At 72.2% G+C, this 18,530-nt stretch carries 22 protein-coding genes and 1 pseudogene; 12 read left to right on the forward strand and 11 right to left on the reverse strand.

The features are described from left to right. Positions 1-4: 4 nt before the first annotated feature. The 7 genes from AWQ68_RS26665 to AWQ68_RS26690 form a co-directional block, all read right to left on the reverse strand. Positions 5-598 (reverse strand): TetR/AcrR family transcriptional regulator, encoded by a 594-nt coding sequence (locus AWQ68_RS26665; protein WP_066945135.1) that lies wholly within the window; start codon positions 596-598, stop codon positions 5-7. Between the two features lie 191 nt (positions 599-789). Next, a complete protein-coding gene (locus AWQ68_RS26670; protein ID WP_066944904.1) occupies positions 790-1,956 on the reverse strand; it encodes an NAD(P)-binding protein in 1,167 nt (388 codons plus the stop codon). Between the two features lie 100 nt (positions 1,957-2,056). Further along, positions 2,057-2,233, reverse strand: a complete 177-nt coding sequence (locus AWQ68_RS42760) for a hypothetical protein (RefSeq protein WP_157545752.1) — start codon at positions 2,231-2,233, stop codon at positions 2,057-2,059. 16 nt (positions 2,234-2,249) lie between these two features. Beyond that, on the reverse strand, positions 2,250-2,849 hold the full coding sequence (locus AWQ68_RS26675; protein WP_066944907.1) for a TetR/AcrR family transcriptional regulator: 600 nt from the start codon (positions 2,847-2,849) through the stop codon (positions 2,250-2,252). Next, positions 2,846-3,169: a DMT family transporter gene (locus tag AWQ68_RS26680; RefSeq protein WP_066944911.1), complete on the reverse strand. Its 324-nt coding sequence runs from the start codon at positions 3,167-3,169 to the stop codon at positions 2,846-2,848. The genes AWQ68_RS26675 and AWQ68_RS26680 overlap by 4 nt, the downstream gene beginning before the upstream one ends. A gap of 165 nt (positions 3,170-3,334) precedes the next feature. Next, positions 3,335-4,843: a MocR-like pyridoxine biosynthesis transcription factor PdxR gene (gene pdxR, locus AWQ68_RS26685; RefSeq protein WP_066944912.1), complete on the reverse strand. Its 1,509-nt coding sequence runs from the start codon at positions 4,841-4,843 to the stop codon at positions 3,335-3,337. A gap of 283 nt (positions 4,844-5,126) precedes the next feature. Beyond that, positions 5,127-6,020, reverse strand: coding sequence for a helix-turn-helix domain-containing protein (locus AWQ68_RS26690; protein WP_066944914.1), 894 nt, complete (start codon positions 6,018-6,020; stop codon positions 5,127-5,129). Between the two features lie 145 nt (positions 6,021-6,165). Here AWQ68_RS26690 and AWQ68_RS26695 point away from each other — a divergent pair, with 145 nt between their 5' ends. The 4 genes and pseudogenes from AWQ68_RS26695 to AWQ68_RS42765 all read left to right on the forward strand — a co-directional run bounded on the left by AWQ68_RS26695 (position 6,166) and on the right by AWQ68_RS42765 (position 9,240). Then, on the forward strand, positions 6,166-6,948 hold the full coding sequence (locus AWQ68_RS26695; RefSeq protein WP_066944915.1) for an alpha/beta fold hydrolase: 783 nt from the start codon (positions 6,166-6,168) through the stop codon (positions 6,946-6,948). Between the two features lie 76 nt (positions 6,949-7,024). Beyond that, a pseudogene (locus AWQ68_RS26700) lies at positions 7,025-7,624 on the forward strand (ABC transporter ATP-binding protein); the annotation flags it as partial. 58 nt (positions 7,625-7,682) lie between these two features. Continuing rightward, the gene (locus AWQ68_RS26705; protein WP_084464435.1) at positions 7,683-8,681 is read left to right on the forward strand and encodes a radical SAM protein; all 999 of its coding nucleotides are present in this window, start codon (positions 7,683-7,685) and stop codon (positions 8,679-8,681) included. A gap of 238 nt (positions 8,682-8,919) precedes the next feature. Next, positions 8,920-9,240, forward strand: coding sequence for a hypothetical protein (locus tag AWQ68_RS42765; protein WP_157545754.1), 321 nt, complete (start codon positions 8,920-8,922; stop codon positions 9,238-9,240). A 138-nt stretch (positions 9,241-9,378) separates the two neighbouring features. Here AWQ68_RS42765 and AWQ68_RS26710 read toward each other — a convergent pair whose 3' ends face one another. The 4 genes from AWQ68_RS26710 to AWQ68_RS26725 all read right to left on the reverse strand — a co-directional run bounded on the left by AWQ68_RS26710 (position 9,379) and on the right by AWQ68_RS26725 (position 12,491). Further along, positions 9,379-10,425, reverse strand: coding sequence for an ABC transporter ATP-binding protein (locus AWQ68_RS26710; protein WP_066944918.1), 1,047 nt, complete (start codon positions 10,423-10,425; stop codon positions 9,379-9,381). Next, positions 10,422-11,204, reverse strand: a complete 783-nt coding sequence (modB, locus tag AWQ68_RS26715; protein ID WP_157545784.1) for a molybdate ABC transporter permease subunit — start codon at positions 11,202-11,204, stop codon at positions 10,422-10,424. Before modB ends, AWQ68_RS26710 begins: the two co-directional genes overlap by 4 nt. A gap of 71 nt (positions 11,205-11,275) precedes the next feature. Next, a complete protein-coding gene (gene modA / locus AWQ68_RS26720; RefSeq protein ID WP_066944924.1) occupies positions 11,276-12,070 on the reverse strand; it encodes a molybdate ABC transporter substrate-binding protein in 795 nt (264 codons plus the stop codon). A gap of 10 nt (positions 12,071-12,080) precedes the next feature. Next, a complete protein-coding gene (locus tag AWQ68_RS26725; protein WP_066945138.1) occupies positions 12,081-12,491 on the reverse strand; it encodes a TOBE domain-containing protein in 411 nt (136 codons plus the stop codon). A 479-nt stretch (positions 12,492-12,970) separates the two neighbouring features. On the opposite strand from AWQ68_RS26725, the gene AWQ68_RS26730 reads away from it, so the two are divergent. From AWQ68_RS26730 to AWQ68_RS26765, 8 genes are all read left to right on the forward strand, one after another. Beyond that, positions 12,971-13,711 (forward strand): SAM-dependent methyltransferase, encoded by a 741-nt coding sequence (locus AWQ68_RS26730; protein ID WP_066944925.1) that lies wholly within the window; start codon positions 12,971-12,973, stop codon positions 13,709-13,711. A gap of 57 nt (positions 13,712-13,768) precedes the next feature. Then, on the forward strand, positions 13,769-14,521 hold the full coding sequence (locus AWQ68_RS26735; protein ID WP_169808997.1) for a phytanoyl-CoA dioxygenase family protein: 753 nt from the start codon (positions 13,769-13,771) through the stop codon (positions 14,519-14,521). Positions 14,522-14,582: 61 nt separating this feature from the next. Then, a complete protein-coding gene (locus AWQ68_RS26740; protein WP_218007046.1) occupies positions 14,583-15,095 on the forward strand; it encodes a GNAT family N-acetyltransferase in 513 nt (170 codons plus the stop codon). Between the two features lie 67 nt (positions 15,096-15,162). Next, positions 15,163-15,342, forward strand: a complete 180-nt coding sequence (locus AWQ68_RS26745) for a hypothetical protein (RefSeq protein ID WP_066944928.1) — start codon at positions 15,163-15,165, stop codon at positions 15,340-15,342. Positions 15,343-15,427: 85 nt separating this feature from the next. Then, positions 15,428-16,354, forward strand: coding sequence for an ABC transporter ATP-binding protein (locus AWQ68_RS26750; protein ID WP_218007047.1), 927 nt, complete (start codon positions 15,428-15,430; stop codon positions 16,352-16,354). After that, on the forward strand, positions 16,351-17,136 hold the full coding sequence (locus tag AWQ68_RS26755) for an ABC transporter permease (protein WP_066944930.1): 786 nt from the start codon (positions 16,351-16,353) through the stop codon (positions 17,134-17,136). Before AWQ68_RS26750 ends, AWQ68_RS26755 begins: the two co-directional genes overlap by 4 nt. Beyond that, positions 17,129-17,929: an ABC transporter permease gene (locus AWQ68_RS26760; RefSeq protein WP_218007048.1), complete on the forward strand. Its 801-nt coding sequence runs from the start codon at positions 17,129-17,131 to the stop codon at positions 17,927-17,929. Before AWQ68_RS26755 ends, AWQ68_RS26760 begins: the two co-directional genes overlap by 8 nt. A gap of 63 nt (positions 17,930-17,992) precedes the next feature. Then, positions 17,993-18,481 carry a MarR family winged helix-turn-helix transcriptional regulator gene (locus tag AWQ68_RS26765; RefSeq protein ID WP_066944932.1) on the forward strand — a complete coding sequence of 163 codons (489 nt, stop codon included), beginning with the start codon at positions 17,993-17,995 and terminating at the stop codon, positions 18,479-18,481. The last annotated feature ends 49 nt before the right edge of the window (positions 18,482-18,530 follow it).

Consider the following 18,530-nt stretch of genomic DNA (forward strand, 5'->3'; position numbering starts at 1 on the left):
GGGTTCAGGCGCCGGCCTCGCGTCGCGGGCGCGCGTGTACGGCGTCGAGGACGAACGCGAGGAGGCGGTCGGCCCGGCCGGGGTCGTCGTCGCTCCTGGCCGTGGACAGGGCGATGCCGACGACGAGCTGGATGAGGTCGCCGGGCGTCAGGTCGGGGCGGGCGGTGCCGTCCCGCTGGGCCCGGGAGAGCAAGGCCGCCGCGGCCTCCTCGATCACGCGCTGGCAGTCCAGGCCCGGCGTGTCCCGCTCCTCGAGCATGAGAGTGCAGGCGAGTCCCTGGTTGACCCGGGCGTGGTCGAGGAACGCGCGGAGCCATTCGGCCAGCGCCCCGTCGGCGGATTCCGTGGACAGCAGCCGTCGCGCGTGCCCGCACAGGGTGTCGATGCGGTCCTTGAGCACCGCCGTCAGCAGGGCGGAGCGGTTGGGGAAGTGGCGGTAGAGGGTCCCCGGCCCGACGCCGGCCCGGCGGGCGATCTCGTTGAGTGAGGCGTCGGGCCCCGACTCGGCGAACGTCTCCCGCGCCGCGGTGACGATGAGGTCGTGGTTTCTCCGCGCGTCCGAGCGCCGCCGCACGCTGATCAGGCCGTCCGCTGTCATCGTCCCATTCTCGGTCATCTCGGGTGGAGCGTCGCCTCATCGCGGCAGCGAAGCGGAGAAGCTCTCCGAAATCGGGACGACGGCTAGGGCGGCCCGAGTCCGGATGGCACCGAGGGCGGCACGGGCCCGAAGGCCGACGCGCGCTCCCCCGCCGCGCGCCCGGCCTCGGGGCCGTGCCGTGCGCCCACTTGTCAGGCGGCTGATCGGGCGGCGCCCATGACGGCCCGGGTCGCGCCCGCGGCCGCGCGGATCGCGCTGTTGATGGCGATCTCGCCACGCATGCCCGGGGCCGCGACCATGTCACCGGCGAGGAAGACTCCGTCACCGCGCTCGATCGCGGGACGGTCGCGCCAGGTCTGGCCGGGCAGGTCCAGGGCTCCCGCACGGCCACGGGCCGTGCCGTATCGACGCCAGGTCACCCGCTCGCGCCAGCCGGGCACCGCGAGGTCGGCGAACGACTCCAGACGCTGCCGGGCATCCGCGTCACTTTCCACGGTGGACACCGGCATGTCGATCTGGAACAGGGACTCACCGTGAGGCGCCACCGTCGGGTCCTGCATCGAGTAGCTCTCATGGAAGCCGCCCGCGTCCAGGTCCCAGCAGATGAAGAGATCGTGGGGGCCCTTGCGCACCGCGAGGTCGAGCATCACGCAGTGCCCGCTCTGCCAGCGCAATGAGTCGTCACCGAGCAGCGCGCGAGCCGAGGACAGCTCAGTCGCCACGATCGTGGGATGGCCGGGCAGTTCGGTGACCCTGGACTTCAACTCGATGCGCACGCCGAGCTCACGCGCCCGGGTCGCGAGCCGCTCGATGACCGCCTGCCAGCCGCCGATCACCCATCGGACGGCCGGGATTTTGGGCGCGAAGACCCGCCGCAGCAGTTCCCACACGAACGCCGCCGAGAGCCGCCCGGTGTCGGCGTCATAGGTGACCACGGCGATGGCGTTGGCGGCCCACCGTGCCGTCTCCTCCCCGTAGCGCCCGGCCGCCCAACTGAAGAAGTCCTGATCGACCGGGGCCGTCCGGTGCCGGCCCAGCAGCATCATGCGGAGGAACCCGGCCGGTGGCCGGCGCCGCAGCCGCCCATTCCACACGAAGCCCGCTCGCATCTCCCGTGGCGACGGCCTGCCAAGCCGCCCGATCAACTCCCGCTCGGCCAGCCAGTCCCAGTGCGGCCCATCGGCGTAGAAGACATGTGCCCCCTCGTGGGCGATGTACGGAGCGGGCGTCGCGCGGCCACGGCCACCGAGAGTGGCGTGTGCCTCGTGCAGGGTCACCGACGCCCCCGCCTCCGCGCTCGCGATGGCCGCGACCAGGCCCGCCAGCCCCCCACCGACGACTGTGATCTCCTTCGACATCCTCGGCTCCTCCGTTCATACGAGATGTGATCCCGAGAGTCACCCTCGGGCTCATCCCATAAGGACGGATGCCGTCACCGGATGTGTGACATGTCGCCGTTCATCCGCAGTGACCAGGCTGCTTTCCGGTGGCGGGGAGGTACGGGTACGCGCCGCTCGTGCCGGTGAAAGTCTGCTGCGTGGCGATATCGGCCAGGCCGGCGACCACCGCGTCCGCGAGCTCGACGTCGTCGAAGCCGACGCCGTCGGGCGGGCGCCCAGCGCGTCGAGGGCGCAAGGCGCGCGGGCGGTGGTCAGGCGGAGATCGCGCGCAGGGCGCGGGCGACCATCTCGCCGGCCCGGTCGAGGGATCCGGGCCGGTCCTCGACCAGGAGCTCGAGCCACAGCCCGGACACCAGCGTCGCGAGAAAGCGGACCTCGGAGGCGCCGCAGGCGTACCCGGCCCGCTCCAGCAGCGTCCGCACGATGTCGTGCCAGCCGTCCGTCCAGCTCCGGGCGATGTCCTGGAGCTCGGGTTCCCGGCCCGCCTGCAGGTACAGCTCCCAGAGCCCGAGCTGGCGGCCCCGGTCCGACGCGTACGCGTGCAGGAGTGTCTGCGCCAGCTCGACCAGGGAGCCGATGCCCGCCTCCTCGGTGAGCGAGGCCCGCATCAGCCGCAGGTCGCGTTCGACGAGCACGGCGAACGCCCGCGCCACCAGTTCGTCGCGGGACGTGAAGTAGTAGCTGGTCGCCGCGAGCGGGATGCCCGCGCGCTCGGCGACCGCCCGGTGGGTCACCGCGGTGAAGCCGCCCTCGCCGAGGAGCGTGACGGCCGCCTCGACCAGCGCTTCCTTGCGGCGCAGCGCCCTCTCCTGGGGCTTGCGCCGCGACCCGCTCTGGGCCGGGCCGGTCAATGGGCACCCGCCAGGTTCAGCAGCACGACGCCGCCGATGATCAGCAGGATGCCTCCGATCTTGGCGAGGTTCATGTTCTCGCCCAGGAACAGCATGCCGATCACGGCGATCACCGCCGTGCCGACTCCGGACCACACCGCGTACGCCACGCCGAGCGGCATCTGCAGCTTGAGGGCCCTGGCCAGCAGCACGAACGAGGCGATGTAGCCCACCATCATCACGACGCTCCACCCCTTGTGACTCAGCCCGTCGCTGAATTTGAGCGCGGTGGTCGCGACGACCTCCGAGGCGATCGCGGCGGCGAGCAGGAGCCAGGCCATTGGGGAACCTCCACAAAAACGGTACGCTCGTCCCACTTTAGTGGAAATATCGTGATTAACTACGGCAGCCTGGTGGGCCCGCGCCGGGTCGGCCAGGGGCGGAATGGCCGCCTGAGCACGGGCCGGGGCCGCCCCCCCGTTGACGCGTGATGTCGAGCCGAGCGTTCAGGCGGGCCGCATGTCCGCGTCGCGCCCGGCGGACGGCTCCGGGCGGGTCCGCCGGGGCGGGAAGCAGGCCGCGAGCCGGCGCAGGCCCTCCTCGACGCGCTCGGCCGGGATGCCGCCGTAGCCGAGGACGAGCCCGTGGCGCGCCGGACGCTCCCCGCAGTAGGCGGCGAGGTTCTCCACGGCGACGCCCGCCTCCCGTGCCCGGGCGATCACCGCGCCGAGGTCCACGTCCTCGTCGGCGTACGGGACGAGCCGGGCGCACAGGTGCAGGCCGGCCGCGGCCGGCACCACCTGGAGCAGGTCGGCGAAGTCACGCCGGAGCGTCGTGAGGATCAGGTCGCGGCGGACGGCGTACTCGCGGGTGGCCTTGCGGATCTGCCGTCCGAGCAGCCCCTCGTCGATGAACCGGGCCAGCGCCGCCTGGGTGACGACGTCGCCGTGCCAGTCGGCGAGCTGCCGGGCACGGCGCAGCGCGGGCAGCAGCGACGCGGGCGCGACCAGGAAGCCGACGCGCAGCGTCGGCAGCAGGGTCTTGGAGAACGATCCGACGTAGACGACGCGGCCCGCGCGGTCAAGGCTGTGCAGCGGTTCGAGCGGCCGTCCCCCGAACCGGAACTCGCTGTCGTAGTCGTCCTCGATCACGGTGGCGCCGCGCCGTTCCGCCCAGTCGAGCAGCGCGGCGCGGCGTTCGAGCGACATCGGCGTTCCCAGCGGGAACTGATGGGATGGCGTCACGTAGACGAGGCGGGCGGTGGCCGGGATGGCGGCGACGTCCAACCCCTCCGCGTCCACCGGGACCCCGGTCACGCGCGCGCCGAGGGAGCGGAACAGCAGGCGGGCGGGTGGATAGCCGGGTTCCTCGACGGCCACGTGGTCTCCCGGCTCGATCAGCACCCGGCCGACGAGGTCGAGCGCCTGCTGGGCACCCTGGGTGACCAGCACGTCGTCGGGCTCGACCCGCACGGAACGCGATATCCCGATATAGCGGGATATAGCCGCGCGCAGTCCCGGGTGCCCGGACGGGTCGCCGTAGACGCCGGCCTGGACGACGGAGGGGCGCAGCTCGCCGGCCACCAGCCGCCGCCAGGTCGCGAGCGGGAACAGCCGCGGGTCGGGCGTGCCCACCCGGAAGTCGTAGCCGGGCGGGGTGTCGCCGTCCCCGCCGGTCGTGCTCGTGAGCTCCTGCCACAGCCGGCGAGGCGTCACCGCGCCCGCCTTCCGCCGTCGCGGTGACGCCCCGCCGTACGCGGCCGGGCGGCCGGGCAGCGCCTTTCCGGTGACGAAGGTCCCCGCCCCGGCTCGACCTTCGAGGAAGCCCTCGGCGACCATCCGCTCGTACGCCAGGGCCACCGTGTTGCGCGACACCTCCAGCCGCCTGGCCAGCTCCCGGGACGGCGGCAGGCGCTCACCCGGCCGGAGGCGCCCGTCGAGGATGGCGTCCACGATCTGCCGGTAGATCCGGGCGGCGAGATCGCCCCGGCCCGCGAGGCTCACATGGAAGTCCATGGTCCACAGCGTATTTGGCCCAGCCAGGTCGCCGGGAATTGGCTATTGCGCCGGGCCAAACCGCGCCCCTGCCGTAGTCGGGGGCCGGTCGGGGCGACGCATCGGGAACACCGGGTCCGGCTCCGCGTCATGAGCCTCGCGCCGCTGAACGAGGGCCCGGCGATCCGGTGGGCGCGGCGGCCCCTGCGACCGGGACGGCAGCCGGGCCTGACGGCGTTCCGGCGGCGACGGGGGACCTTTTGATGAGCAGATCTCCCGATATGGCCGCTTTCCTGAGAAACCGTCAGCGGTGGAGCTGGAGTAGTCCTGCCGGCTCGGTCATGCCGGGCCGGACGCCGTGGCCGCGGGTGGGCCATGCGATGTCGTCGATCGCCAGAAACGGCTCGTTGGCCACGGTTGCGGGGGTCACTCCGGTGAACGCCATGACGTCGCGATGCAGGTGGGACTGGTCGGTGTAGCCGCAGTCGGCCGCGACTCGGGCCGCGTCCTGCCCCGCGACCAGGTGATGGGCGGCACCGTCGAAGCGGACCAGCTTCGCGGCGCGCTTGGGCGGCAGGCCGATCTGCGAGTGGAACCGGGACCACAGGCGCTTACGGCTCCAACCGAGTTCGGCCGCCAGCCGGTCGACTCGGATCAGGCCGCGGCTGACGACGATCCGGCGCCAGGCCCAGGCCACCTCCGGGTCCACCGGCGCCCCCGCCTCACGTCGGCGGGTGAGCAACGCGTCGGTCAACGCGAGGCGCTCCTCCCAGGAGGAGACATCGGCCAGTCGCTCACGGATCCGTGCCGCCTCCCGGCCCCACAGGTCGTCCAGGGCCACCACGGCGCCGTCCAGATCGGCCGGGGAGACGCCCAGAATCGCGCGTGCGACCACCGGGGACAGGCGCACCTGCACGCACTCGAAGTTCTCCGGGCGCCGCACCCGGACCGGTCCGAATCCGAGCCCGGCGACGAGACTCCCCGGCTGCCGCCGTCCGTTGGCCTCGTCCACGGTGACCGAGCCGGCACCGAACACCAGAGCCAGCGTCACGGCCGGGTGCGGGATCAGCCGGAGGGCGACAGGGGTCGTCTCATGGGCACGAAACCCGGCCATGGTGACACCGGCCACCCGGCTGGGCCGCGATAGGCGTACGACGTCCCAAAGAGCCGCATCGGCACGTTCGTGCACGGTTCCCATGCTAGATCGTGTCCGACAAAACATGCCCTGCTGCGCGCGGCCCAGACGGCGCCCCGCAATGGGCGGTGCTACAGCTCCCGAGGTGAGCAGGGCGGGGGAACATTCGTCCAATCCACCGGCGTGTACCGGCAGTGACAGTGGGCTCATGACTATTCCCGACGGCGTGAAAGCCGACGCCGAGGCCACCGAGGTTTCGACCCTGCCCCTGGACGACGGCGACATCCACGTGTGCCAGGACGGCCCCCGCGAGGTCATCCGGATCGACCTGCTCGGGCACGGCCGGTCGGCCAAACCGGCCGGCCGCGGCTACGCAATCCCGGACCAGGGACGCCGGGTCGGCGAGGCACTGGACCGGCTCGGCGTCGAGCGCGCCATCGTGATCGGCCACTCCAGCGGCGGTTCGGTCGCCACCGCCCTCGCCGAGCGACGACCCGACCTGGTGACCGCGCTCGCGCTCATCAACACCGGACCCCGCATGGACGCCTTCATCGCGCGGGAGTTCGCCATCGGTCCCACGCAGTGGCCGTACGTGACCGACGAGCAGATCCGCCGGGCCATGAGTTCCGCATTCAGTCGAGCGGGCTATCAGATCCCGCAACAGCTCGTGAACGACGTGCGCGGCATGACCTACCACACCCTCACCACGACGATGCGGGCGTCCCGTGACTACCTGGAGCAGCGGGCGCTCCCGGACCGGCTGACGCCCCTCGGCAAGCCGCTGCTGGTGATCTTCGGTGAGGAGGACCGGAGGTGGCGGTCCTCATCCGCCGCCGAATACCGTGCCGTTCCGGGCGCGAGAGTCGAGTTGCTGCCGGGTGTCGGACACTCGCCCATGGCGGAGGATCCGCCGCGGACCGCCACCCTCCTTCTGTCCTTCGCAGCGACCCACGCCACCGTTTCAACGGAACAGTCGGCGGTCGGCGGATGATGACCACTGACCTCGCCCGGGCGAGGGAGCGGTCCACACCGCCACCGGATGCCGATTCCGGGGGGGTTCGGGAAAGAGCACCTTGCTGCAGTTGCTCGCGCGGTTCTACGACGTGGACGCGGGCGCGGTGCGCGTCGGTGGCCTGGACGTACGCGCCGTCGACACCCAGGTGTTGATGGCGCGGATCGCCATCGTCTTCCAGGACGTCTATCTGTTCGACGGCACGATCGAGGAGAACGTGCGTCTCGGCCGTCCCGACGCCGACCAGGCCGAAGTGCGGGCGGCGGCGACCGCGGCCCAGTTGGGCGAGGTGATCGAGCGGCTGCCTGGCGGATGGGCGGCGAACGTCGGCGAGGGCGGCGCGCTGTTGTCGGGTGGCGAACTCCAGCGTGTCTCGATCGCGCGAGCGCTGCTGAAGAACGCGCCGATCGTGCTGCTGGACGAGGTGACCTCCGCACTCGACCCGGTGAACGAGGCGGCCGTCCACGAGGGCATCGAGCGCCTGATGGCGGGGCGGACGGTGGTGATGGTGGCGCATCGCATGCGGACCGTCCGGCGCGCCGATCGCGTCGTCTTCCTGGACGGCGGCCGGATCGTGGAGGAGGGCGGCCACGACGAGCTGCTGCGCCGCGGTGGCCGCTACGCCGATTTCTGGAACATCTCCATGGCCTCATAAGGGCCGGGGCCGCCGATTCGCTTGGCGTACCCGTCGAATGCGTGTTCTACTGAACCTCATGCGAGCGGTGCAGGAGTCGCTCCTCGACGCCGGGAGCGCGCCCCCGCCGGTCGAACGCCCCCGGATCGAGCGGCAGGCGGTCACCCGGACCTTCGACGGCGTCACCTGTCATGAGGTGGCGGCGCGGACCGCCGTCGAGCGGGTCCCGGAGGCGGCGGAGCTGCCGTATCGGTGGAGCGTGAGCCCTTACCGGGGGTGCGAGGGCGCCTGCGCGTACTGCGCGGCCCGCCGCGACCACCGCAGGATCGGCCTGGACGCGGGCGCCGGGTTCGCCTCCACGATCGTGGTGAAGACCGGCCTGGCCGACCGGCTCCGCCGCGAGCTGGCGTCACCGCGGTGGGAGGCCGAGCCCGTCGTGCTCGGCGCGGCCGGCGACTGCTATCAGCCGGTGGAAGAGGTTTACCGGCTGATGCCGCCGATCTTGCGCGCGCTCGCCGACGCGGGGAACCCGTTCACCGTGATGACCAAGAGCCCGCTCGTGCTGCGCGACCTCGACCTGCTGCGGGAGGCGGCCAAGGTCGCGCCGGTGCGCGCGGCGGTCTCCGTCGGTTTCGTGGACGACCGGGTGCGCCGTTCGGTCGAGCCGGGCGCCGCGACCCCGCAGCGTCGCCTCGAGGTGTGCGCCGCGCTCAACGAGGCGGGCATCCCGTGCGGGGTGCTGATGGCGCCGATCCTTCCCCTGATCACCGACTCCCTCGACCACCTGCGCTCCACGGTGCGCCGGGCGGCGGAGGCCGGGGCGGTGAGCGTGACGCCGATCGTGCTGCGGCTGCCCTCGGGCACCCGCGAGTGGTACCTGTCCTGGCTGGAGCGCGAGCACCCGGGCCTCCTGCCGCGCTACCAGGCCCTGTACGGCCGGGGCTCCACCGTGGAGGCCGACTACTGGGAGAGGATCGCCGCCCAGGTGCGCGGTCTCGCCGAGGCGTACGGCATCGGCCGGGGCGACCGCCGCTGGCGGAGGCGCCGCTCCCCCGCCCGCCAGCTCACGCTCGCCTGATCGCTCCGGAGCACAGGCCCGAAGGGGCGTTCTCCGTCAAGAGGGAGCGACGGTTCTCCGGCTCCGGGGCAACCACTCTCGACGGGGGCTTTGCCTTCTTTCGATGCGCCAGGCCGTTGGGCGTGCCTAGCGTGAAATTGATGAGCACGCCGTTTCGGCGACTTCCACGACCGAATCGACGCTCCGTCGGCAGGCCGGATCCGGCAGCCGAAACCATCACGACACGGAGTGATCGCTCATGATGAAGCACGCTTTGGCCGCGGGGGCGGTGGCGGCTTCCGCTCTCATCGTCCCCGTGACGCTGCCCGCGCAACCGGCGAGCGCGGCGCCCGCGGCGACGGTCGCCACCACGTCGGCGGTGCCCGGGTCCACGACGTCGGCCACGAACTGGGGGCCGTGCTGGCACAGCCGGTGTCATGGGTTCCGGCACTGGCGCTGGCACCGTCACTGGGACGGCGGCTGGCACCACTTCCGCCACTGGGGCGGGGGTTGGCACCACTGGGGCTGGCACCGTCACTGGGACGGCGGCTGGCACCACTTCCGCCACTGGCGGTGGTAGCCGCGCATGACCGCGGACCGTGACGCGCCGATCCGGGGTGCGCGGTCCGCAACCCGAGACCGGGGTCGTCGTCCTGCGGGTACTCCGCGGGGCGGCGGCCTCTCCATGCCCGCCGCTACCTGGGCGATCAGGACCGGGTCAGGCCGGGTAGGCGTGGGTCTCGGTGGCCTTGACGGAGGCCCAGACACGCCGGCCGGGGGCCAGTTCCAGGTCGGCGACGGCGGCGGGGGTGACGTCGGCGAAGGCGCTGATCGGTCCCTCAAGGTGGATGCGGATGTTGTCGCCGTGGCGTTCGACGCCGTCGATCACGGCTTCCCAGAGGTTGCGCGGGCTGCCGTCCGGCCGGGAGCGGTAAAGCGCGACGGCGGAGGGCGCGAAGGCCACGAACGCGGGGCCGTCGAGGCGTTCGGCGACGCTGAACCGGACGTCCTCGACCGTGACCTGCGGGCCGTCGGCGTGGCCTCGGTAAAGGTTGAGCCCGACCAGGCGGGCGACGTAGTCGGTGCGCGGGCGGCGGCCCACCTCGCCCGGCGTCCCCTGCTGGACGACGGCGCCGTTCTCGATGACGACCAGCCGGTCGGCCAGGACCATGGCGTCCAGCGGATCGTGGGTGACCAGGACGGTCGCCCCGTCGAAGTCGGCCAGGTGGCGGCGGAGCTGGGAGCGGATCTCCAGCCGGGTGTGCGCGTCCAGCGCGGCCAGCGGCTCGTCCAGCAGCAGCAGGCGGGGCCGTACGGCGAGCGCCCTGGCCAGGGCGACCCGCTGCGCCTGGCCGCCGGACAGGTGCCGGGGCCTGGCGGAGGCGTGCTCGACCAGGCCGACGCGCTCCAGCCACGCGGCGGCGGCGCGGCGGGCGTCGGCGCGTCCCGCGCCCTGGCAGCGCGGCCCGAAGGCGACGTTGTCCAGCGCGGACAGGTGCGGGAAGAGCAGGTAGTCCTGGAAGACCATGCCGACGGGCCGTCGCTCGGCCGGCAGGATGTGCGTCGGGCGGCCGTCGAGGCTGATGTGGCCTCCCTCGGCCAGCGGCGTGAGACCGGCGAGGGCGCGCAGCGCGGTGGTCTTGCCCGCGCCGTTCGGGCCGAGCAGGGCGACGACCTCGCCGGCGGCGACCTGGAGGTCGAGGTCGAGGGTGAAGCCGGGCCGGGCGACGACCAGGCGCGCGTCGAGTGCGGTGGGCCGGGTCACGGGCTGTTCACCCACTTGTCGCGCAGGCAGGCCAGGATGATCACGGAGACGGCGAGCAGCACGAGGCTGAGGACGATGGCGGCCTCCGGCTCGGTCTCCAGGGCGAGATAGACGGCGAGCGGCATGGTCTGGGTCCGGCCGGGGAAGTTGCCGGCGAAGGTGATGGTGGCCCCGAACTCGCCCAGCGCGCGGGCCCAGCACAGGACGCCTCCGGCCACCACACCGGGGGCGATGAGGGGCAGGGTGACCCGGCGGAACGCGGTCCAACGCGAGGCGCCGAGGGTGGCGGCCGCCTCCTCGAACCGCCGGTCGGCCGCGCGCAGCGCGCCCTCGACGCTGATGACGAGGAACGGCATCGCGACGAACGCCTCGGCGACGACGACCCCCGCGGTGGTGAAGGGCAGCGTGATGCCGAAGGCATGGTCGAGCCACTGGCCGACCAGGCCGCGCCGTCCGAGCACCAGCAGCAGCGCGACGCCACCCACCACCGGCGGAAGCACGAGAGGGACGGTGACCAGCGCGCGGACCAGGCGGCGGCCGGGGAAGTCGACGCGGGCGAGCAGCCAGGCCAGCGGCACGCCGAAGATCAGGCACACGGCCGTCGCGGCGGTGGCGGTGAGCAGCGACAGCCGGAGGGCTTCGAGCACCTGCGGCTCGGCCAGCCGCCGGGCCAGCGTGGACCAGGGGGCGCGTACCAGCAGTCCGGCGAGCGGCAGCACCAGGAAGGCCATGCCGGCGAGGGCGGGCACCATCAGCGCCCACGGCACACGCCCGGACATGCCGGACCGCTCGGGACGGTGGCGGGCGTCGCTCCGAGCGGTCGGCGGGGTGGACGGTGTCACGGCGTCTCTCAGGGGGCGTCGAACCCGGCCTTGGTCAGCACGTCCCGGCCCTGCGGCGACAGCACCAGGTCGACGAATTCCTTGGCCAGGCCGCCGGCGGGCGCCTTGGTGAGCACCGCGATCGGGTAGTCGTTGATCGCCTTCTCGGCCTCGGGGAAGGGGATGCCCTGGACCTTGTCCCCGGCCGCGATCACGTCGGTCTTGTAGACGAGGGCGGCGTCGACCTCGCCCAGCTCGACCTTGGTCAGCGTGGCCTTGACGTCCTGCTCCAGCGTGACGGGGGTGACCGTGAGCCCGGCCGCGTCCAGCGCCTTGACGGCGGCCGCTCCGCACGGCACCTGCTCCGCGCAGAGTGCGACCTTGGTCTTCGGGTCGGCCAGGTCCTTCAGCCCCTTCACCTTGGCCGGGTTGCCGGCCGGTACGGCGATCTCCAGCCTGTTGCGTACGAACGTGGTCGGCTGGCCGGCCAGGGAGGCGTCGGTGACGGTCTTCATCGTCGCCGGGCTGGCGGCGGCGAACACGTCGGCGGGAGCGTCCTGGGTGATCTGCTGGGCCAGCGTGGCGCTGGAGCCGAAGTTGAACTTCACCGTCGTGCCGGGGTGGGCCGTCTCGAAGGTCTTGCCCAGCTCGGTGAACGTGCCGGTGAGTGAGGCGGCGGCGAATACAGTCAGCGTCTTGGCCGTGCCGCCGGAGGAGGCGGGGGCGGAGGTGTCCGCGGTGCCGGAGCCGCAGCCGGTCAGGCCGGCGGCGAGGACGAGGGCGAGGGGGGCCGCGACGGCCCATCGGAAGAGACGCCTTGACAAGGGGGGCTCCTTACTGGCTCACGGCGCGTGTGTTGTCCGGGATCTCCACGACGACGTTGGTGGACTTGATCACGGCGACCGCGACCACGCCCGGTTCGAGGCCCAGCTCGTCGGCGGCCTGGCGGCTCATCAGCGACACGACCCGGTACGGTCCTGCCGCGATCTCCACCTGGGCCATCACCGCGTCCTTGATCACGTCGGTCACGATCCCGCGGAAGCGGTTGCGGGCCGAGGACTGGCCCGAGCCGTTCTCGGCCTCGATCTGGTCGCGCGCGAAGGCGGCCAGATCCCGACCGTCCACCTGGCGGTGGCCGTGCTCGTCCCGCTGAGCGGTAAGCCGGCCGGTGTCCACCCAGCGGCGGACGGTGTCAGCGCTGACACCGAGCAGAGCTGCGGCCTCGCTGATCCTGAACGTCGTCACGAACAATCACCATATCCTTCGCACATTCCAGCATAAACACCGTATTCCCATCGCAATGGCGAGCCCTGGGCGGGGGCCGCCATCGCATTCACCAGACGCCGCGGGGTCGTACGACCGCCCCTCCACAAGTCGGGCCCGAGGACACCGCTCACCGGGCGAGTTGTTGGAGGAGGGTGCGGGCGAAGGACGCTGCGGTCTCGTCGTCGTCACGGCCGTCGGGCGGCGCCATGTGGCTCAGGAACGCGTACTGGAAGCAGGCGCCGAGCAGCAGCCCGGCGGCGGCGGTGACGTCGGCTTCCGGCCGCAGCCGTCCGAGGTGCCGCGCCCGGCGGACAGCCCGCCGGCCGACTGGGGAACCGTGAGAACAACGGCTCTGTCGCAGGTTCTGATCGGACGTCGACCGTCGCTCCCCCGGCCGTGTGGGGCTCGCAGGTGAAAACCGCTGGCTGGGAGGGGCGCGAGGACACAGGATGACCCCTATGTCATTGCGCTTCCATGAGATCGCCGAGGCTCGGAACCGGATCCTCAACCCCCTCACCCACGACAAGATGGCCCTGCTCGCCGAGATCTGCGATGTCTCACCGGGCGTACGGCAGCTCGATCTGGCCTGCGGAAAGGGCGAGATGCTGTGCCGGTGGGCCGCCGACCACGGAGCAGAGGGCGTCGGCGTCGACATCAGCGACGTCTTCCTCGCCGCCGCCCACGAACGCGCCGAGGAGCTGGGCGTGGCCGACCGGGTCCGGTTCGAGCGGGGCGACGCCGGGGCCTACGCCGTCGAGTCGCAGGCGTACGACATCGTCTCCTGCATCGGCGCCACCTGGATCGGCGGCGGCCTCGCGGGCACGCTCGACCTGATGCGTCCCGGGCTGCGCGACGGCGGGCTGCTGCTGGTCGGCGAGCCGTACTGGATCTCGCCGCCCCCGGCGGAGGCGTGTGAGGCGCTCCAGATCGAGGCGGCGTTGTTCGGGACGCTGTCCGAGACGCTGGACCGGTTCGAGGCCGCCGGGGTCGAGCTGATCGAGATGGTGCTGGCCGACCTGGACAGCTGGGACCGCTACATGGCCCCCCAGTGGTGGGCGCTCAGTGACTGGCTGCGCGCGAATCCCGGCGACCCGGAGGTGGCGGAGCTGCGCGCCTTCCTGGAGCGCTCCCGCCGTTCCCACCTCGCGTACGGCCGGCGGTACCTGGGATGGGGCGTGTTCGTCGTCCGCCCGTGCTGAGCGAGTACGGCGGAAAACCGGTCGCCTCTGGCGCGCGGCGGGCTCTAGGGTCCGACCGTGTCTCATTTCGACGACTCCGCCATCGAGCGGTTCGCGACCGACGGATTCCTCAAGGTCGAGGAGGCGTTCCCGCGCGAGACGGGCGAGCGCGCCCTGGCCCTGCTCTGGGAGCGCCTCGGCCTGTCGCCGGAGCGCCCGCAGGAGTGGACCCGCCCGGTGGTGTGGCTGGAGCCGAGCGGGGAGGGGGCGCTGCGCGAGGTGATGCACTCCGCCCGCCTCACCGCCGCGCTCGATCTGGTCGTGGGTGCGGGCGGCTGGGTGCCGCGCCCGGTGATAGGGATGACCCCGGTGCGCTTCCCCCATCCGGAGGACTCCGGCGACACCGGGTGGCACATCGACCAGAACGTCCCGGGCCCGGACAACGCCTGGGGCGTGGTGACCGACCGGTCGCACACCTTCCTTCTCCTGCTCCTGTTCTCCGAGGTGGGCCGGGACGACGCGCCCACCCGCCTGCGCGTGGGCTCCCACCGGGACGTGGCGCGCGTGCTGGAGCCGTACGGCGAGGGCGGCCTGCCGTTCTTCGAGTCGGGGCCGATCCTGGACGAGGCGACCGCGCACCGGCCGGAGGCCCTCGCCACGGGGCTGCCGGGCGACGCCTACATCTGCCACCCGTTCCTGGCCCACGCGGCTCAGCGGCATCGCGGGAGCCGGCCCCGGTTCATGTCGCAGGTCCCGATGTTTCTGCGGACGCCGCTCAGCCCGGGCGGTTCGACGCCGCTCGACCAGGTGACGCTGGGCGGCCGATCGTGACCGTTTCGTCCGGCTTCGGGGATATTGCGGGGGTTCGCCGGGCCGCTGTTAGGATCGCCCGGTGAAGATCAGAAAGGGCGGCCCGGCCGACGTTCCGGCCGTGCTCGGCATGTTCGACAGCGCGGTGGCCTGGCTGACCGAGCAGGGGCGCACCGGCCAGTGGGGCAGCACGCCGTTCTCCACCGACGCGGCCAGGATCGAGAGCGTCACCCGTCGGGCGTCAGAGGGCGACATGCGCATCGCCGAGATCGACGGTGAGCCGGCCGGCAGCATCGTGGTGGGCGCCGCCATGCCGTACGTGGCTCCCGCGCCGGAGCCGGAGCTGTACGTGCAGAGCCTCGTGATCGACCGCCGGTTCTCCGGCCGGGGGGTGGGCTCCGCCCTGCTCGGCTGGGCCCGCGAGGAGGCGGCCCGGCGCGGCGTGGGCCTGCTGCGGGTCGACTGCTACGCCGGCGACGACGGCAGGCTCGTCCGGTACTACGAGAGCGTGGGGTTCTCCCGGACCGTCGAGTTCACCGTCGGGGAGTGGCCCGGCCAGGTCCTGGAGATGCGGATCTCCCCCGGGGACTCCTGAGCGTCGCACCCTCCGTGGTGCGGCGCCGGAGGGGCGACCGGCGGGAACACGGACTAGCCTGGACGGCATGTTCCGCCGCAAACCACTCGAAGAGCGCATCGCCGAGCGGGTCGCCAAGCGCCCGCCGCTCAAGGAGGGCAAGCACTTCGAGCACCGTCCGGCGCTGATCGTGTTCTGCGTCGTCGTCGCGATCGCACTGGTGAAGATCGTCGGCGCGTTCTTCCTGATGAAGTCCGGCCTCCGCTAACCGCTCGCGGGCGGGCCGGCCGACGAAAGGAACGACCGGAAGAAAACGGTTGCCGCTCGACATCCCTGGCATGAAGGATGTCTCCATGATCAGGGTCGAGTCGCTGACGAAGGTCTTCCGCCGCCCGCACGCCTTTTCTGGTCCCCTCGGGCCCCTGCGCACCCTCCTGACCCGCCGGTACGACGAGCGGACCGCCGTGGACGGCGTCAGCTTCGAGATCTCCGCGGGCGAGATCGTCGGCTATCTCGGCCCGAACGGCGCGGGCAAGTCCACCACGGTGAAGATGCTGACCGGCATCCTCACCCCCACCAGCGGCCTGATCGAGGTGGACGGCCGGGTCCCGTGGCGGGACCGGGAGGCCAACGCCAGAGCGGTCGGCGTGGTCTTCGGCCAGCGCAGCCAGCTCTGGTGGGACCTGCCCCTGATCGACTCGCTGCGCCTGGTCGGCGATCTGTACGACGTGCCCGCCGCCCGATTCACCGGATCGCTGCGCCGCATGCGCGACCTGCTCTGGCTCGACGACTTCCTGAACACCCCGGTCCGCCAGCTCAGCCTCGGCCAGCGGATGCGCGGCGACCTGGCGGCGGCGATGTTGTACGACCCGCCCATCCTCTACCTGGACGAGCCGACCGTCGGCCTCGACGTCATGGCGAAGCAGGCGGTGCGGGAGTTCATCGCCGAGACCAACCGGCTCGGCCGCACCACCGTCGTGCTGACCACGCACGACCTGGCCGACGTCGAGGCTCTGTGCGAGCGGATCATCCTCATCGACAAGGGCCGGGTGCTGTACGACGGCGGCATCGACGATCTCGTCACCGCCTATGCGCCGCCGCGGCGGCTGGTGGTCGAGCTGGCCGACGACGAGACCCGCACGTTCGAGATCGCCGCCGGGCAGTCGATCCCCGAGCTGATCGCCCAGGTCACCGCCGAGCACCCGATCCGCGATCTGTCCATCCGGGAGCCCGACCTGGAGAGCGTGATCACCCGCATCTACGCCGAGAGCGGGCGATGATCCGCCCGCTGGCCGGGATGGCCCGCGTCGGGCTGCGCTTCCAGCTCGCCTACCGCAGCGACGTGATCATGAGTGTGGTGGCGCTGGTCGCGCAGGTGTTCCTGCTGCGCATGATCTGGACGGCGCTGTACGGCGGCCGGGAGCACGACCCGCAGGGGCTCACCCTGGAAGCGCTGCTGGCCTACCTGAGCCTGGCCAACCTCCAGGCGTTCGCCACCACCCCGATCATCCCGAGGATCGCCCATTTCCGGATCCGCACCGGCATGGTGTTCTTCGACCTGTCCCGGCCGACCGGCTACCTGCCCCAGATGGCCGCGTTCCAGGCCGGGCACACCGCCGGAGGGCTGCTGATGCTCGCCCCGGCCGTCCCGGTGGTGCTGCTGGTCGGCACGATCACCCCCACCGAGCACCCGATCGGCTACGCGGCGACGCTGGCGCTCGGCTACGTCATCTCGGTGATGATGTCGCTGCTCATCTGCGTGATCGGCTTCTGGACGCTGGAGACGGCGGCGATCTCCATGCTGTACCGGCTGGTCAGCCACTTCTTCGCCGGGACGATGGTGCCGCTGTCGTTCTTCCCCGGGGCGCTCGGCGTCCTGGCCGACGCCCTGCCGTTCAAATACATGGGCTACGTCCCGGCGGCGGTCTACGTGGGGCACCTCTCGGGCGGGCAGATCGGCCAGGCGGTGGCCGTCGAGGTCGGATGGATCGCGGCGCTGGCGGCGCTGCTGTGGGCGATGTGGCGGCGGGCCCACCGCAGGGTGGTGATCCAGGGTGGCTGAGGTCGTGCGCACGCTGCGCCTGTACTGGCGGTTGCAGCGCGCCGCCATGCGCGGTGCGCTGCAGTACCGGCTGAATCTGGTGATCGGCGTCGCCACCGGGGTGGCCTACCAGGGCAGCGGCTTCGCCTTCGTGTGGGTCGTCATGCACACGTTCCCGGCCATCGGCGGCTGGAGCCTGCGGGAGATCGCGTTCCTGTACGGCCTGCGCCTGACCGCGCACGCGCTCTACGTCCTGCCGTTCAGCAGTCTCATCGGCCTGGACTGGCTGGTCCGCGAGGGAGAGCTGGACCGGGTGCTGCTGCGCCCGCTCAACCCGCTGGTCCAGATCATGGCCAAGCGCCTGGGCGTGGGGCAGCTCGGCGACCTGCTGGCGGGGCTGGTCCTCCTGGTGGTGGCGCTGCCGCCGCTGGGGCCGGCCTCGGCCCTGTTCTGCCTGGCGGCCGTCGTGGGCGGGGCGCTGGTGGAGACGGCCGTCTCGCTGGCCCTCGCGTCGCTGTCGCTGCGCACGTGGAACACGATCGCGGTGCGGGTGTTCGCCGACGACCTGTTCAGCAAGTTCGGGTCGTATCCCATGAGCGTCTTCGGCGGCGCCGCCCAGTGGGCGCTGACGTTCGTGCTGCCGGTGGCGTTCGTGGCGTACGTGCCGGCGAGCGTGCTGCTGGACCGGACCGGCGAGCTGAACGTGCCCGCGCCGGTGGCGTACGCGAGTCCGCTGCTGGGCGTGGCGCTGTTCGCTCTCGCCTACCGGATCTGGTCCCGCCAGCTCCGGCACTACCAGAGCACGGGAACCTGACCGACCCCCGAGGACGTCTGCCAGCGGATAATCCGCGACGGACCGGATTGTTATGCTGCGGCTATGACCGCCATGGCGCCGACCCGTACCGAACCGGACCTGTCGTACCTGCTCGACCACACCGGCCACGTCCTGCGGACCCGGATGGCCGCCGCGCTCGCCGAGATCGGGCTGACCGCGCGGATGCACTGCGTGCTGGTCCACGCGCTGGAAGAGGAGCGCACCCAGATCCAGCTCGCCGAGATCGGCGACATGGACAAGACCACGATGGTCGTCACGGTGGACGCCCTGGAGGAGGCGGGTCTCGCCGAGCGCCGCCCCTCCAGCACGGATCGGCGCGCCCGCATCATCGCGGTCACCGAGGAGGGCGCACGGGTCGCCCGGCGCAGCCAGGAGATCGTGGACCGGGTCCACGCGGAGGCGCTGGCCGCGTTGCCGGAGGACGAGCGCGAGGTCCTGGTCCGCGCGCTGAACCGCCTCGCCGGCGGTCACCTGGCCGCGCCGGTGGAGAGCCCCCAGTCGGTACGGCGGGCCCGCCAGCGCGGAAAGTAGAACCGAGAAAGATAGTCTGCAACAGAACTATCTGCTACGGTCCCTCTTG

Source organism: Microtetraspora fusca, from assembly GCF_001570365.1.
GTDB classification, from domain to species: domain Bacteria; phylum Actinomycetota; class Actinomycetes; order Streptosporangiales; family Streptosporangiaceae; genus Microtetraspora; species Microtetraspora fusca.

Bases quoted from the DNA above. Each gene is read 5' to 3' on its own strand.
- AWQ68_RS26680 (WP_066944911.1), bottom strand. From the start codon at position 3,169: ATGGCCTGGCTCCTGCTCGCCGCCGCGATCGCCTCGGAGGTCGTCGCG.
- AWQ68_RS26745 (WP_066944928.1), top strand. From the start codon at position 15,163: ATGTTCCGCCGCAAACCACTCGAAGAGCGCATCGCCGAGCGGGTCGCC.
- pdxR (WP_066944912.1), bottom strand. From the start codon at position 4,843: ATGGACTTCCATGTGAGCCTCGCGGGCCGGGGCGATCTCGCCGCCCGG.
- AWQ68_RS26755 (WP_066944930.1), top strand. From the start codon at position 16,351: ATGATCCGCCCGCTGGCCGGGATGGCCCGCGTCGGGCTGCGCTTCCAG.
- modB (WP_157545784.1), bottom strand. From the start codon at position 11,204: ATGTCCGGGCGTGTGCCGTGGGCGCTGATGGTGCCCGCCCTCGCCGGC.
- AWQ68_RS26665 (WP_066945135.1), bottom strand. From the start codon at position 598: ATGACAGCGGACGGCCTGATCAGCGTGCGGCGGCGCTCGGACGCGCGG.
- AWQ68_RS26705 (WP_084464435.1), top strand. From the start codon at position 7,683: ATGCGAGCGGTGCAGGAGTCGCTCCTCGACGCCGGGAGCGCGCCCCCG.
- AWQ68_RS26730 (WP_066944925.1), top strand. From the start codon at position 12,971: ATGTCATTGCGCTTCCATGAGATCGCCGAGGCTCGGAACCGGATCCTC.
- AWQ68_RS26765 (WP_066944932.1), top strand. From the start codon at position 17,993: ATGACCGCCATGGCGCCGACCCGTACCGAACCGGACCTGTCGTACCTG.
- AWQ68_RS26690 (WP_066944914.1), bottom strand. From the start codon at position 6,020: ATGGGAACCGTGCACGAACGTGCCGATGCGGCTCTTTGGGACGTCGTA.
- AWQ68_RS26750 (WP_218007047.1), top strand. From the start codon at position 15,428: ATGATCAGGGTCGAGTCGCTGACGAAGGTCTTCCGCCGCCCGCACGCC.
- AWQ68_RS42765 (WP_157545754.1), top strand. From the start codon at position 8,920: ATGATGAAGCACGCTTTGGCCGCGGGGGCGGTGGCGGCTTCCGCTCTC.
- AWQ68_RS26670 (WP_066944904.1), bottom strand. From the start codon at position 1,956: ATGTCGAAGGAGATCACAGTCGTCGGTGGGGGGCTGGCGGGCCTGGTC.
- AWQ68_RS26695 (WP_066944915.1), top strand. From the start codon at position 6,166: ATGACTATTCCCGACGGCGTGAAAGCCGACGCCGAGGCCACCGAGGTT.